The sequence below is a fragment of the Serratia surfactantfaciens genome (genome assembly GCF_001642805.2).
GTDB classification, from domain to species: Bacteria; Pseudomonadota; Gammaproteobacteria; order Enterobacterales; family Enterobacteriaceae; genus Serratia; species Serratia surfactantfaciens.
Window position 1 is genome coordinate 3087011 of sequence record NZ_CP016948.1, and the last position, 15028, is coordinate 3102038.

General features: G+C 60.5%; 14 protein-coding genes. 3 read left to right on the forward strand and 11 right to left on the reverse strand.

The window, feature by feature from the left end; genetic code table 11:
• Positions 1-10 precede the first annotated feature (10 nt).
• The 4 genes from ATE40_RS14535 to ATE40_RS14550 form a co-directional block, all read right to left on the reverse strand.
• Positions 11-2251 (reverse strand): TonB-dependent receptor domain-containing protein, encoded by a 2241-nt coding sequence (locus ATE40_RS14535; protein WP_063919834.1) that lies wholly within the window; start codon positions 2249-2251, stop codon positions 11-13.
• A gap of 123 nt (positions 2252-2374) precedes the next feature.
• Positions 2375-4501, reverse strand: coding sequence for a S9 family peptidase (locus tag ATE40_RS14540; protein WP_084799164.1), 2127 nt, complete (start codon positions 4499-4501; stop codon positions 2375-2377).
• A gap of 54 nt (positions 4502-4555) precedes the next feature.
• A complete protein-coding gene (locus ATE40_RS14545; protein ID WP_019453862.1) occupies positions 4556-5353 on the reverse strand; it encodes a TonB family protein in 798 nt (265 codons plus the stop codon).
• Between the two features lie 102 nt (positions 5354-5455).
• Positions 5456-6295: a ChaN family lipoprotein gene (locus ATE40_RS14550; RefSeq protein ID WP_063919835.1), complete on the reverse strand. Its 840-nt coding sequence runs from the start codon at positions 6293-6295 to the stop codon at positions 5456-5458.
• A 177-nt stretch (positions 6296-6472) separates the two neighbouring features.
• Between ATE40_RS14550 and mmuP the strand changes: the two genes are divergently transcribed.
• Together mmuP and mmuM are read left to right on the forward strand one after the other, a co-directional pair.
• A complete protein-coding gene (mmuP, locus tag ATE40_RS14555; RefSeq protein WP_015378686.1) occupies positions 6473-7882 on the forward strand; it encodes an S-methylmethionine permease in 1410 nt (469 codons plus the stop codon).
• The gene (gene mmuM, locus ATE40_RS14560) at positions 7872-8810 is read left to right on the forward strand and encodes a homocysteine S-methyltransferase (RefSeq protein WP_063919836.1); all 939 of its coding nucleotides are present in this window, start codon (positions 7872-7874) and stop codon (positions 8808-8810) included. The genes mmuP and mmuM overlap by 11 nt, the downstream gene beginning before the upstream one ends.
• A gap of 9 nt (positions 8811-8819) precedes the next feature.
• Here mmuM and ATE40_RS14565 read toward each other — a convergent pair whose 3' ends face one another.
• From ATE40_RS14565 to ATE40_RS14590, 7 genes are all read right to left on the reverse strand, one after another.
• Positions 8820-9176 (reverse strand): type II toxin-antitoxin system death-on-curing family toxin, encoded by a 357-nt coding sequence (locus tag ATE40_RS14565; RefSeq protein ID WP_019453865.1) that lies wholly within the window; start codon positions 9174-9176, stop codon positions 8820-8822.
• Positions 9173-9382 (reverse strand): type II toxin-antitoxin system Phd/YefM family antitoxin, encoded by a 210-nt coding sequence (locus tag ATE40_RS14570; protein WP_004936539.1) that lies wholly within the window; start codon positions 9380-9382, stop codon positions 9173-9175. Before ATE40_RS14570 ends, ATE40_RS14565 begins: the two co-directional genes overlap by 4 nt.
• 109 nt (positions 9383-9491) lie before the next feature.
• A complete protein-coding gene (gene maeB / locus ATE40_RS14575; RefSeq protein WP_016926766.1) occupies positions 9492-11771 on the reverse strand; it encodes an NADP-dependent oxaloacetate-decarboxylating malate dehydrogenase in 2280 nt (759 codons plus the stop codon).
• Positions 11772-11986: 215 nt separating this feature from the next.
• Entirely contained in the window at positions 11987-12160 is a 174-nt protein-coding gene (lysC, locus tag ATE40_RS24895; RefSeq protein ID WP_172837464.1) for an Rz1-like lysis system protein LysC, read from the reverse strand.
• Positions 12141-12521 (reverse strand): DUF2570 family protein, encoded by a 381-nt coding sequence (locus ATE40_RS14580; protein WP_063919837.1) that lies wholly within the window; start codon positions 12519-12521, stop codon positions 12141-12143. Before ATE40_RS14580 ends, lysC begins: the two co-directional genes overlap by 20 nt.
• Positions 12518-12898 carry an L-Ala D-Glu endopeptidase ChiX gene (gene chiX, locus ATE40_RS14585; protein ID WP_476707432.1) on the reverse strand — a complete coding sequence of 127 codons (381 nt, stop codon included), beginning with the start codon at positions 12896-12898 and terminating at the stop codon, positions 12518-12520. The genes ATE40_RS14580 and chiX overlap by 4 nt, the downstream gene beginning before the upstream one ends.
• A 10-nt stretch (positions 12899-12908) precedes the next feature.
• Positions 12909-13235 (reverse strand): phage holin, lambda family, encoded by a 327-nt coding sequence (locus ATE40_RS14590; RefSeq protein WP_063919839.1) that lies wholly within the window; start codon positions 13233-13235, stop codon positions 12909-12911.
• Between the two features lie 292 nt (positions 13236-13527).
• Between ATE40_RS14590 and chiB the strand changes: the two genes are divergently transcribed.
• Positions 13528-15027 (forward strand): chitinase ChiB, encoded by a 1500-nt coding sequence (gene chiB / locus ATE40_RS14595; RefSeq protein WP_063919840.1) that lies wholly within the window; start codon positions 13528-13530, stop codon positions 15025-15027.
• Position 15028: the final 1 nt, after the last annotated feature.

Consider the following 15028-nt stretch of genomic DNA (forward strand, 5'->3'; position numbering starts at 1 on the left):
CTGCTGCGGTTTAGAAGCGTACCTCACCGCCGAAGATATAAGTCCGCCCACGGGCGGTGTTGGTCGGCGTCTCATACTGCGACTGCGACGGCAGCGAGTTCATCTTGTTCAGCGCGTCCGAATAGTCTTTGTCCATCAGGTTTTGCACGCTGAGCTTCAGCAACAGATTGCGATTCACCTGATAGGTGCCGTAGAGATCGATAATGGTCGGAATATGCGGCGCCGGCTCTTTCAGCAACTGCTCATTCTCATCGTAATCAGAGTCCGGCGACAGGCGCACCGCTTTGCCGGTGTATTTCACCACCCCGCCCAGCGTCAGTTTCTCGTCCAGCAGGCGTACCCCGCTGTCCAGCGTGAAGTAGAATTCCGGCAGTTCGCTGACATCACCCGCGCCGAACACGTTGCTGGCCTGGTTGGTCGGCTGGGAGGTATGCTCCTTGCTTAACGACAGCTTGGTGAAGGCGAAACCGGCGTCGTACAGCGCTTCGAGCTCCACCCCGCGCATTTTGACCGGTTCGGGGGCGTTGCTGTACATGGTCATGCTGACATTGACGTCCGCGTTATCCCACTCTTCCTGCGTCGCCTGCGAACGGTTGCACTTCTGGCGGTTTTTACACACCAGGTAGGTTTGGCTGGATATGTAGTTTTTGATCCTGGTTTCGAAATAGACCGCTTTCAGTTGGAAGCTGTCCTGCTTGAATAACAGATCGTGGGCATTGGCATTGAACCCGCCCTGCCAGGTCTCCGCTTTTTCGCCCTTCAGGAACGGGTTCATCGACTGACCGCCGCTGTTGGCGAAGAACACCTCCTGGATATTCGGCCCGCGCATCGACTTGCTGTAGCTGACGAACGGCTGCAGCCACGGCGTGACCTGCGCCGACAGCATTACCGACGGGTTGAAACCCTGTTCATTGCGGGTGATATTGCTGGCGCCCTGCGGGAAGCATTCTACGCGCTCGTCACAGGCCGGCTTATAGCCGGAGAGGCGATAGGCGGTGTAGTTCAGATCGAAATTCCCCTGCCAGATGCCGTAGTTAGCTTGTAACCCGCTGTACAGGCTGGAGATATCTTGTTTGCCGGCAATGCCCACCGGCATGCTTTCCGCCTGATCGTCATCCGTCACCAAGCCGGAGGCCTTTTTCTTATACTCGTTGCGCACCAGCTTGCCGCCGTAGCTGAAGGCGAAATCGACGTCCTGCAGGCTGAAACGGCTGGTGTTGTTGATATCCAGCGCATCGGAGATGTTTTTCGCCGTGCTGTCGCTGAACCCCGCCATGTTGTCGGACATGAACTTTTGCTCGCCGCGGCTGGTGCTGGCGGTCAGGTTGAAATCTATCAGCTCGGAGAACGGCGCATAGTGGTATTTGAGGTAGAAATCGTCGCTGTCGATGTGGCGGCGGGTGATTTTATTCTGGTAGCTGCGCGCCGACAGTTCGATGCTGTTGAAGGCATCCGGCTTGATGTCCACTTTGAACAGCTGGGATTTCGGGTTCTGGCGGTAGGTTTTATCGACGTTGAACATCTCACTGTCGAAACCGGCGCCGTTTTTGTAGTTGGAGGTGATGGAGCTGCCGCTGATCGCCGCCATCGCCCCCAGGCTGCCGCCGTCGGCAAAGGCGGCGGTTTTGGCGCCGACGGCGATCATGCCGCTGCGGCCGATGCCGTTATTGCCCACCGAGAATTTGGTGCGCACGCCGAACGGGTTATCGGAAAACACCACGTCGTCCACGCCGATAGTGCGGAAGTTGGCGCTGCCCGCCAAGGCGTTGACGCCGTCGGAACCGGTGGCGTTGCCGCGCGCCACGTCGACGCCGACGATAAAGTTAGGATCGATCAGCGCCCCGAACTGGCTGGTGGGCAATCCCCCGTGCGCTGCGTCGCTCGGCGAGTTGCCGTAGTAGTTTTGCGTGATGCCATCGACCATGGTGTTGACCCGGCCGAAACCGCTCAGGCCGCGGATATTGACGCTGACCGATCCCTGGCCGGGATCGATCTGGGTATAGGTGCCCGGCATACTGCGCAGAATGCTGTCCACCGACTCCAGATTTTTGTTTTCGTCGCGCGAGCTGAATGCCCCCGGCCTGGCCAACGCGTCTTTTTCGCTGCTTTTGCCGCTGTCGGCGGCCGAGACGTTGAGCGGGCTGAACGCCACGCTGCCTTTATTATTTTCCGCCTGTTCCTGCGCGGCCGCAGCCGGCCCGTGCAACGCCAGTCCCGCGCCGATCAGGCTCGCTATCATTTTGATTTTCATATATCCCCAGAAATAGCCAATAAGGTTTGATGGCCGACAATGCCCAGCAAAAAGCCCGCCGAAAACGCGGTAAATAAGGTTGTTATTGTTTTATTGCGCCGCAGCAGGCCGCGGCGCTAAAGATTATTTCTGCGCCTGCCGATCCGCCGCCAGAATAAAGGCGTATTCCAGCGCGCCGTTTTCCAGCCGCGCCAGGCGGCCCGATTTGCCGCCATGGCCGGCGGTCATGTCGGTGGAGAGCAGCAGCAGTGAATCGCCCTGTTTGAAACGCCGCAGCTTCGCCACCCATTTGGCCGGCTCCCAATACTGCACCTGCGAGTCGTACAAACCGCTGGTGACCAGCAGGTTCGGATAACGCTGCTTGCGCACGTTGTCGTACGGGCTGTAGGACTTCATCAGCGCATAGGCGGCCGGCTGGTTCGGGTTGCCCCACTCCTCGTATTCGCCGGTGGTCAGTGGAATGCTGTCGTCCAGCATGGTGGTCACCACATCGACGAACGGCACCTGCGCCACCACCGCGTTGTACAGCTGCGGCGCCTGATTGATCACCGCCCCCAACAGCAAGCCGCCGGCGCTGCCGCCCATGGCGTAGATGCGCCCCGGCTGGCCGTAGCCGTCTTTGATCAACACCTGGGTGGCATCGATGAAGTCGTTGAAACTGTTCGGTTTGTGCGTCAGCTTGCCCTGTTTGTACCAGCTCTGCCCCAGCTCGCCGCCGCCGCGCACGTGGATCAGCGCATAGACAAAGCCGCGATCCAGCAGGCTGATGCGGTTGGCGCTGAATGCCGGATCCATGCTCATGCCGTAAGCGCCGTAGCCGTAGACCAGCAGCGGGTTATGGCCGTTTTTGAACAGCGATGTGCGATACACCAGCGAGACCGGCACCTTCACGCCATCGCGCGCCGTTACCCAGATGCGCTCGCTGTGATACAGGCTGGGATCGACGCCTTTCACTTCCTGCTGCTTGAGCAGGGTACGCTCGCCCTTATTCAGATCCCACTCATAGGTGCGGGTCGGCGTGGTCATCGCCGAATAGCCGTAGCGCAACCGATCGCTGTCCGGCTCCGGGTTATAGCCCAGCCAGGCCATGTAGCTGGCGTCGTCGAACGGGATGGCGCGCTCGGTTTTACCGTCCCAGCTGATTTGCCGCAGCTGTACCAGCCCGTTGGCGCGTTCCTGCACCACCAGCCAGTCACGGAACAGGCTGAAGCTTTCCACCTCGTGCTGCGCCTGCGGCGCAATCAGCGTCTGCCAGGGTTTACCCGCCGCAGCCGTACGGTACAGGCCAAAATTCGGGTCCTGATGGTTGGAACGCAGATAGAACTCGCCGCGGTAGTGATCGAGGTAATACTCGCGGCCGTTTTGTCGGGCGGCGAACAACTGCGGCTCGCGCTGCGGCTGGCTGGCGTCGATCAGGCGCACTTCGGAAGTGGTATTGCCGCTGATGGTGAGTATCAGGTAATCGCGTGAGGATGAGCGGCCGAGGCTGAGGTAAAACGCCGGATCGTTTTCCTGGTACACCAGCTTATCTTGCGCCGTCGGCGTCCCGTACTGATGGCGGTAAACCTGATACGGCAACAGCGTTTGCGGGTGGTTGCGCACGTAGAACAGGGTTTGATTGTCGTTGGCCCACAGCATGTTGCCGGAGGTATTTTCCAGCGTTTCCGGCGACCAGCTGTCACTGCCTAATTCGCGCAGGGAAATGCGGTATTGGCGGCGGCCCTGCAGATCTTCGGCCACCGCCAGACGGCGGTTGTCCCGGCTGACGTCCATTGCCCCCAGTCGATAATAGGCCTGGCCGGCCGCGCGCTGATTGGCGTCCAGCAAGGTTTGCCACGGCGCGTCGGCGGTGAGCGCCTGGCGCTGATACAGCGCGAACTCTTTACCGGCGGCGTAGCTTTCCTGATAGCGATAGCCGTTGAGCTGATAGGGCACCGAACGATCGTCAGGATTCATGCGGCCCAGCATCTCCTGATACAGCGTGGCGCGCAGCTTCTGGTACGGCGCCATCATTTGCTCGGTGTAGCGGTTCTCCGCCTTCAGGTAGTCCAGCACCTTCTGCTCTTTTCGGCTGTCGTCGCGCAGCCAGTAATAATCGTCGATGCGCGTCTCGCCGTGGGCAGTTAGCACTTTCGGCGCGCGTTCCGCCAACGGCGGCTGCGGTTGCGCCAGCGCGGCGCCGGCGACGCCTAAAGAAAGCCAGAACGCGGCCGCAATGCGGCGGCGCGGGGTGAATAACAGCGGGTTCATAATCCCTCACGAAGTTTGAAAAGGCGGACGGCGGCGAGGCGGCGTCTGCCAGCATTAACGGCGGGCGTTCAGCTCCGCCAGATTGAAATCGATCGGCATCGTCACCCTGACGGCCCCCTGCTGCAGCATCTCCGGCGGCGGCGGCGGCAACGGCTGCGCGCGCGACACTACCGCCACCGCTTCCCGATCCAGCGACGCGGTGCCGGAACGCACCTGCAGGCTCACATTCGACACGCGCCCCTGCGCATCGACGCTGAAACTGACCTGCGGCATGCCGCTACGCCGGCGGCTGCGGGCATCCAGGGGATATTCCTTGATGCGGTTCAGCTTGCCCTTCACCAGACTCTCCCACGACAGCTTGGCCTGCGCGTTGCTGTTGGCATCGCTGTTGATCGGCGCGGCGGTTTGGTGGGAGAGCGTCTGCGCCTGCGGCGCGGCGGCGCTGGACGCGGCGGCACTGCGCGTCTCTTTGGCCTGTTCCTGCGGTTTCGGCTGCGCTTTTTGCGGGGGGCGGTGTTCGGCGCGCTTCTTCTGCGCCGTCACGATTTTCGCGTTATCGGCGCGCGCCAGCTTGGGCAGATCCGGCTGTTGCTGCTGCTCAGCGGGCTGCGCCGCGGCGGACTCCGCTTGCTGCACGCCCAACGGCAGCGGCTTGCTTTCCGGCGCTTCAATCTGCGCCGCCCAGCTCATCATCACCGCCGGCGGCGGCAGCACCACCGGTTCCAGCGCCGTCTGCGGCCAATAAAACAGCAATACCAACGCCGCGTGCGCCGCCAGGGCGAGCAGCAGGCCGCGCGCCCAGCGCGGCTGCGGCAGCTCAAAGGCCGGAAGGGAATAAGACTGACTTAACATAGGGGCATTAGCTTGCTTAATTGCGAATGATTGCAGATCACATTTACTAATGATAATCATTTGCAAATATAATTAACACCCCTTTTCACTGTCTTAACGTATTCATTTCACTGATGGTGTGATCCACAGGTAGTCCGCTGTGTTCGCATCAACCTGTACGCCCGGCTCTGCCAGCATCAGCACCGTCGAGGCCGCCGCCGGTTGCAGATCCCGCACGTGCAGCGGCACGCCCACCGATTTGGCGGCGTGATAGCCACCGGCGATCAACAGCGCGGGCGTGGGCGCCGCCAGCAAACGTTCCGCCATACGCCGATCGCGCTGCTGCTGGATCGCCAGCATCGCGTGCAGTTGGTCGGCCTCAATCTTGCCGCCGTGCGAAGTGCGGATGGTCTCTTCCAGCGCCTTGCGCACCGCCGGCTGCGCCGATAACTGCCCCGCCGGGAACTGCGGCTGCTGATAGAACGCCGTAATCTCGCTGCGATCCAGGTTGGCTGACCACAGCGGGTATGGCGCACGCATCGCCGCCATCGTCACCCCGCCATACAGTTCCCACTTCCAGCCCGGCTGCCAGGCGATCAGTTCCGCCACGCGGCCGTCACGCACTGTGGGATCGCTCTGCAGCCACTGCTTGACTTTGTCCACCTGCGCCTGCTGGTTCGGGTTGATCATCTCCATCAGCACGCTGCCCTGCGGCCGCCGCTGCGGCAGCTGCTGCACCAGCCATTGCTCAATCTGATGGTGGTAAGGATTGTCATGCTTTTCCCCGACGATCACCCGCGGCTGCTGCGCCAATCGCGTCAACAGCTGCTCAGGCGTCAGGGTCGCGCCGCTGTGCAGATCGGTGATATTACCCAGGTTGTCGATGCTGTTGGCCGGCGTTTGCACCGAGTTTTGGCTGCAGGCGCCGAGCGCCAACGCCGCCAATAAAATCAGATATCTCATCATGTTGCCCCATTATCGAAAATGGCGACATTATAGATAATAATTATCATTTGCATATAGATCCGACTTAACGATTTTTTTACGTGGCGATCGCCGGTGGCGCATTGCGTTGGAAAGGCATTGCGGGTATAACCAATAGCCATTCAGATATTTAGACGTCTATACGGATAGATTATTATGCACGCATCGGCGCCCGCCGCAGGGCAGTTCAAACGCAGCATGAAGGCCCGGCACCTGGTGATGTTGTCGCTGGGCGGTGTGATCGGTACCGGGCTGTTTTTCAACACCGGTTATATCATCTCTACCACCGGGGCGCTCGGCACCCTGCTGGCCTACCTGATCGGCGCGCTGGTGGTGTACCTGGTGATGCTGTGCCTGGGTGAGCTGTCGGTGGCGATGCCGGAAACCGGCGCTTTTCACGTCTATGCCTCGCGCTATCTGGGGCCGGCCACCGGCTATGCCGTCGCCTGGCTGTACTGGCTCACCTGGACAGTGGCGCTCGGCTCCAGCCTGACCGCCGCCGGATTCTGCATGCAGTACTGGTTCCCGCAGTCGCCGGTGTGGCTGTGGTGCCTGATCTTCTGCGCGGCCATTTTTCTGCTTAACGTGGTGACCACCCGCTTTTTCGCCGAAAGCGAATTCTGGTTTTCGCTGATCAAAGTGGTGACCATTCTGGCGTTTATCATTCTGGGTGGCGCCGCCATGTTCGGTCTGCTGCCGATGAAAGACGGCACCCCGGCGCCGTTCCTGCACAATCTGACCGCTTCTGGCTGGCTGCCGCACGGCACGCTGCCGATCCTGATGACCATGGTGGCGGTGAACTTCGCCTTCTCCGGCACGGAACTGATCGGCATCGCCGCCGGTGAAACCGAGAACCCGGAAAAAGTCGTGCCGCTGGCGATCCGCACCACGGTGATCCGCCTGATGCTGTTCTTTATCGGCACCGTGTTCGTGCTGGCGGCGCTGATCCCAATGGATCAGGCGGGGATCGTCAAAAGCCCGTTCGTGCTGGTGTTTGAACGCATCGGCGTGCCTTACGCCGCCGATATCTTCAACTTCGTGATCCTGACCGCCATCCTGTCGGCGGCCAACTCCGGCCTGTACGCCTCCGGGCGCATGCTGTGGTCACTGGCCCACCAGCGCACCCTGCCGGCCTACTTCGCCCGCGTCAATGCACGCGGCATTCCGATCAATGCCCTGACCTTCAGCATGCTCGGCGGCGTCCTGGCGCTGCTGACCAGCGTGATCGCGCCGGATACGGTGTTTGTCGCCCTGTCGGCAATCTCCGGCTTTGCGGTGGTGGCGGTGTGGCTGAGCATCTGCGCCGCCCACTATGCTTTCCGCCGCGCCTACCTGCGCAGCGGCCAGCCGATAAGCGGCCTGAAATACCGCGCGCCCGGCTACCCATTGACGCCGATCCTCGGCTTTGCGCTGTGCCTGCTGGCCTGCATCGGACTGGCGTTCGATCCGGAGCAGCGCATTGCGCTCTACTGCGGGCTGCCGTTTGTCGCCCTGTGCTACCTCACCTATTTCCTGACCCGGCGCGCCGGGCAAAAAACCGCTTTGGGAGAACAACATGTCGGTTAACAACCCCGTCGCCCACCTGCTGGCCGAACAGCCCACGCTGATCCTGGACGGCGCGCTGGCCACCGAACTGGAAGCGCGCGGCTGCGATCTGACCGATCCGCTGTGGTCGGCCAAGGTGCTGATTGAAAATCCCGAGCTTATCTATCAGGTGCATCTCGATTATTTCAACGCCGGCGCCCAGTGCGCCATCACCGCCAGCTATCAGGCCACGCCGCAGGGCTTCTTGCGCCGCGGCCTGGATCAGGATCGGTCGCTGGCGCTGATCGCCAAAAGCGTGCAGCTGGCGCAACGCGCGCGCCGCGATTATCTGGCCGAACACCCGCAGGCCGCGCCGCTGCTGATCGCCGGTTCGGTAGGCCCATACGGTGCCTATCTGGCCGACGGATCGGAATACCGTGGCGACTATCGGCTGGCGCAGGATGACATGATCGCCTTCCACCGCCCGCGCCTCACCGCGCTGGCCGCCGCCGGCGTCGATCTGCTGGCCTGCGAAACGCTACCGTCTTTCGCTGAACTGCAGGCGCTGCTGACGCTGCTGCAGGAGTTCCCGACGCTCGGCGCCTGGTTCGCCTTCACCCTGCGCGACAGCCAACACCTCAGCGACGGCACGCCGCTGACGGAGGTCATGTCCGCGCTGCGCGGCAACCCGCAGGTGCTGGCCATCGGTATCAACTGCATCGCGCTGGACAAGGTCGCCCCGGCGTTGCGTCAGCTGAGCGCGCTGGCCGACAAACCGCTGCTGGTCTACCCGAACTCCGGGGAGCATTACGATGCAGTCAGCAAAACCTGGCACGCCTGCGGCAGCGAGCACGGCAGTCTGGTCGATCAGGCGGTAGAGTGGCGCGCGCTCGGCGCACAATTGATCGGCGGCTGTTGCCGCACTACCCCGCAGGATATCCGCGCCATCGCCGCGCGCTGCAAGAAATGAGAAAGGGGGTTATTCGGTTAACCGGCGCAGTTGCTCCGCGGCTTGTTCGACGTTGAGGCGGCCTTGAGCAGCCTCGACCGTGAGTTCAACCAGCTGCGCATCTTCACGCAGTGCAATGCCATTGATACCGAGAAATAACGCCATGCTTTGGAAGGCCGTGCGCTTATTGCCATCAAGAAAAATATGACCATGACTGATAGCAATGAGATAAAGTGCGGCCAAACGGTAAACGTCGGTGACGTTCTCATAGTGGTAAGCATTGAGCACGCGGTTGGCTACGGCCTCAACTTTACTGCCATCCTGGCGGCCGTGAGGCACAATTTCAGCATTGAATTCCGCAATATCCTCTGCGGTCAAAAAGATCATCTATTGGCCAGCGCCTTAATCGTATCCGCGTGTTTAGCCTGAATGCGCGCTTTCACCTTGGCTTTGACCAAAACCTCATAGTCTGCCTTACTGATGATGTAAACCTCATCGTGTCCGCGGCGCGTCACTTCCACCGGCTGTTTTTGCGCTTCCAAAAGCACCTCGGCAAGGTTGTTTCTGGCCGCCGTGTAGCTAATCGTAGTCATTTTCTTTACCTGTACATGTACATGTTTGACGATTATTTGTACCACGTCCGCTGGAAATAAAAAAGCCCCCGGCGCCAAGGGCGCAGGGGGCCAGTCACTCAGCCCGGCCTTACAGCGGTTCGGTCTGGGCTTCCACTACCGCCAGCGCCACCATGTTGACGATGCGGCGCACCGAGGCGATCGGCGTCAGGATGTGCACCGGCTTGGCGACCCCCATCAGCACCGGCCCGACGGTCACCCCTTCCGAGCAGGAGACGCGCAGCAGGTTGTAGCTGATGCGCGCGGCTTCCATGTTCGGCATGATCAGCAGGTTGGCCGAGCCTTTCAGCGGGCTGTCCGGCATCAGATCGTGACGAATGCTTTCCACCAGCGCGGCATCGCCGTGCATTTCGCCGTCGATCTCCAGCTCCGGCGCCAGCTCATTCACCAGCTCCAGCGTTTTGCGCATCTTGCGCGCCGCCGGGCAGTCAGACGAGCCGAAGCTGGAATGAGACAGCAGCGCCACCTTCGGCTCAATGCCGAAGCGACGCACGGTTTCCGCCGCCATCAGGGTGATCTCCGCCAGCTGTTCCGGCGTCGGATCGTCGTTGACGTAGGTGTCGGCGATAAAGGTGTTGCCGCTCGGCAGCAACAACGCGTTCATCGCACCGGCGACGTGCGCGCCTTCACGGAAACCGAATACGTTCTTCACCACGTCGTAATGCTCGTGGTAGCTGCCGATGGTGCCGCAGATCATCGCATCCGCTTCGCCGCGATGCAGCATGATGGCGGCGATCAGCGTCGGGTTGCCGATCACCGCGCGCCGCGCCTGCTCTTGCGAAACGCCGCGGCGTTTCATGATCTGGTAGTACTCGCCCCAGTATTCGTTGAAGCGCGGATCCGACTCGTTGTTCACCACTTCGAAATCTTTGCCCGGCGTCAGCTGCAGGCCCAGCTTTTTCAAGCGCATCTCGATCACGCTCGGACGGCCGACCAGGATCGGGAAGGCCAGCCCCTGCGACACCAGTTCCTGCGTGGCGTGCAGCACGCGCTCTTCCTCTCCTTCCGCCAGCACCACCCGCTTCACCTCTTTGCGTGCCTGAGAGAAGATCGGTTTCATGAACAGGTTGGTTTTGTAGACGAACTCCGCCAGCTTCTCCACATAGGCATCGAAGTCTTCGATCGGTCGCGTCGCCACGCCGGAATCCATCGCCGCCTTGGCCACCGCCGGCGCGATCTTGACGATCAGGCGCGGATCGAACGGTTTCGGAATGATGTATTCCGGCCCGAAGGAGAGATCCTGGTCGTCATACGCAGAAGCCACCACGTCGCTCTGCTCCGCCAGCGCCAGATCGGCGATGGCATGCACGCAGGCCAGCTTCATCTCTTCGTTGATGGTGGTCGCGCCCACGTCGAGCGCGCCGCGGAAGATGAACGGGAAGCACAATACGTTGTTCACCTGGTTCGGGTAGTCGGAACGGCCGGTGCAGATGATGGCGTCCGGACGCACCGCTTTGGCCAGCGGCGGCAGAATTTCCGGTTCCGGGTTAGCCAGCGCCATGATCAGCGGATCGCGCGCCATGGTTTTCACCATATCCTGCGTCAGGACGCCCGGGCCGGAGCAACCGAGGAAGATGTCGGCGTTCGGGATGGCATCGCCCAACGTGCGCTGGCCGTTATCCTCGATGGCATAGGCGGCCTTGGTCTGCTCCATGTTGGCGTCGCGGCCTTTATAGATGACGCCCTTCGAGTCACAGACGGTGATGTTCTGTTGACGCAGCCCCAGCGCCACCAGCAGGTTCAGACAGGCGATAGACGCCGCGCCGGCGCCGGACACCACCAAACGCACGTCGGAGATATTCTTCTTCACCACGCGCAGGCCGTTGAGCACCGCCGCAGTGGTGATGATCGCCGTGCCGTGCTGGTCGTCGTGGAACACCGGGATCTTCATGCGCTCACGCAGTTTCTGCTCGATGTAGAAACACTCCGGCGCCTTGATGTCTTCCAGGTTGATACCGCCGAAGGTCGGTTCCAACGCGGCGATAATGTCGATTAATTTGTCAGGGTTATGCTCATCCACTTCGATATCAAATACATCAATACCGGAAAACTTCTTGAACAAAACGCCCTTGCCTTCCATCACCGGCTTACCGGCCAACGCGCCGATATTGCCCAGCCCCAGTACCGCCGTGCCGTTGGAAATCACCGCCACCAGATTGCCGCGCGCGGTGTATTTGTACGCCGCCAGCGGATCTTCGGCGATCTCGAGGCAAGGCGCGGCAACGCCCGGCGAATAGGCCAGCGCCAGATCGCGCTGGGTCGCCAACGGTTTGGTGGGGGAAACCTGGATCTTCCCTGGGACAGGAAACTGATGGAAATCAAGGGCACTCTGTTTGAGCTGTTCGTCCATTATGGATTCCTTTGTTTTTTGCTTTTATGTTGAGGTAAGGCTTTGAGGCTGCGCCCTGCCGTGGGCCATGGCGCCCAGGTACAATGACAGGGCACAGCCTTGAAGTATAGTGAGAGAAACATCACAAACTTTGAAGCACGCCATAACCTTGGTCGAAATACCGTTTTAAAAGTAAAAAAAGAAGGCCTGCGGGACGAGTCAGAGAAGCGCCGCCGTCAGTGCGACGGCAGCGTGGCGCGCCAGGCGTTGAGCGTCTCCACCTGGCCGGCGCAAATGTGTAACGAGGTTTGTAACGCCAGGGTATAGCTTACCGCATCACCCCAGGTCTCCCCCTGCAGCTGCGGCTGTTCGCAGGGCGCGAACACCGACTCAGGGGGCAACAGCGGCACGGCCTGCGGCGCCGGCGGCCGGGCGCAGGAGCTCAAGCACAGCGCCAGGCAGAGGCCGAGCGGCGCAGGGATCGTTTTTAATCGCTTCACGGTATTTCCTCTGATAAGCGTCGTGTTGCTGGCGCAGCTGCTGTTCCTGCCGCTGCTGCGCCGCCATCAGCGCGCGGTTTTGCGCGTCCTGAGTCTGCAAGGTGGCGATAAGCCCCGCCTGCTGCGCCAGGCTTTTCTGCAATTCCGCCGCCTGTTGCCGCGCGGAGGCCAACTGGTGCGACAACAGCGAGCTATAGCCGCCGAGGCAAATGGCCGCCAGCAACAGCAACAACAACCCGCCCTGCGCCAGCTTCTGCAGCCAGCCGCTCATGCCGGGTAGTCCCGAAACGGCAGCTGGAAGTGCGGGCCATCCTTGAGGGTTTTCCATTCGCCGCCCCATTCGACGTTGATACAGCATTCACGCGCCGCGCGCCGTACCGCCACCGCAATCTGCGCATAGTAATCCCACTCCCAGGAGACCACGCCCGCCGGCATCGCCACCACGTCCACCGCATGGCCGGTCAGGTGGCGGCTGCGCAGCGTTTGGCTGCTGCCGGCACGCACCATTTCCCGCTGGCGTGCCATGCTGCGCAGCCCCTCGCTGACGGAAAACGGCACCAGTGAATAACGCAGCGCCAAACGAATAACGCGCACCAAATCCGGATGCACGCCACGCAGATTTTCTTCGCTGCGGGCGGTAAAGCGAATATCTTCGATGTCATTTAACATTTTTAAACCCCGTCTTTTTACCGATAAATTTTTTAATTAGGGCGTTGATGTAATCCGCCCCCATAAAACCAATCAGTACGCTGGCCAAATTCGCCCATTTTAATTCCAGGCCCCTCAGCGCTAACGCATCGCGCACCGTCCAGGCCAACAGCGCACACATCGCCGCATTCAATAAGCGTCGCCGAATGCCCACGTTGCGATAGGCGCCATGTAATAACGCCATCACGCCAGCCAGAATGGCGTTCAATACCGGCTGAAGATATTCACATACTCGCTGGACTATTAAGCCAACAGCGTCAGGCTCTATGCTGGACATAGCTCATCTCCTTTTTATTTTTAATTAAATGCCAATCACGGCCGGTGGGACATCGGATAATCAGAATCTAGTTAAGGATGCTATTACAAAGCAAATGAATAAATACAGGACCTATGGTCGAATTCATTCATGCTGAACGCTGGCACAACAGATTAGCGCCCGTGGATGCGACAGTTAATAAAATTTCATTATTATCGTGATTTATTTCGACTTTTGTTTTTACGAAAAATAAACATTAATGGCGGTGGGAAATACTTCCCCATCATAAAAACATCCACTCTGGAGAAATACCATGTCCACACGCAAAGCCGTTATTGGGTATTATTTTATTCCAACCAACCAAATCAATAATTACACCGAGTCCGATACCTCCATCGTGCCATTCCCGGTATCCAACATCACGCCGGCCAAAGCCAAACAGCTGACGCACATCAACTTCTCTTTCCTGGATATCAACAGCAACCTGGAATGCGCCTGGGATCCGGCCACCAACGACGCCAAAGCGCGCGATGTGGTCAAGCGCCTGACCGCGCTCAAAGCGCACAACCCCAACCTGCGCATCATGTTCTCCATCGGCGGCTGGTACTACTCCAACGATCTGGGCGTGTCGCACGCCAACTACGTCAACGCGGTGAAAACCCCGGCGTCGCGCACCAAGTTCGCCCAATCCTGCGTACGCATCATGAAGGATTACGGCTTCGACGGCGTGGACATCGACTGGGAGTATCCGCAAGCGGCAGAAGTGGACGGCTTCATCGCCGCGCTGCAAGAGATCCGCACCCTGCTGAATCAGCAAACCGTCGCTGACGGCCGCCAGGCGCTGCCGTATCAGTTGACCATCGCCGGCGCCGGCGGCGCCTTCTTCCTGTCGCGCTATTACAGCAAGCTGGCGCAGATCGTCGCGCCGCTCGATTACATCAACCTGATGACCTACGATCTGGCCGGCCCCTGGGAGAAGATCACCAACCACCAGGCGGCGCTGTTCGGCGACGCGGCCGGGCCGACCTTCTACAATGCGCTGCGCGAAGCCAATCTGGGCTGGAGCTGGGAAGAGCTGACCCGCGCCTTCCCCAGCCCGTTCAGCCTGACGGTCGATGCCGCGGTGCAGCAACACCTGATGATGGAAGGGGTGCCGAGCGCCAAAATCGTGATGGGCGTGCCGTTTTACGGCCGCGCCTTCAAGGGCGTCAGCGGCGGCAACGGCGGGCAATACAGCAGCCACAGCACGCCGGGCGAAGATCCGTATCCGAGCACCGACTACTGGCTGGTGGGCTGCGAAGAGTGTGTGCGCGACAAGGATCCGCGCATCGCGTCCTATCGCCAGCTGGAGCAGATGCTGCAGGGCAACTACGGCTATCAGCGGTTGTGGAACGACAAGACCAAAACCCCTTACCTGTATCATGCGCAGAACGGGCTGTTCGTCACCTATGACGACGCCGAGAGCTTCAAATACAAAGCGAAGTACATCAAGCAGCAGCAGCTGGGCGGCGTGATGTTCTGGCATCTGGGGCAAGACAACCGCAACGGCGATCTGCTGGCCGCGCTGGATCGCTATTTCAACGCCGCGGACTACGACGACAGCCAGCTGGATATGGGCACCGGCCTGCGCTACACCGGCGTCGGCCCCGGCAACCTGCCTATCATGACGGCGCCGGCCTACGTGCCGGGCACCATTTACGCGCAGGGCGCGCTGGTGTCCTATCAGGGTTACGTCTGGCAGACCAAGTGGGGGTACATCACCTCTGCGCCGGGTTCAGACAGCGCCTGGCTGAAGGTGGGCCGCGTGGCGTAAG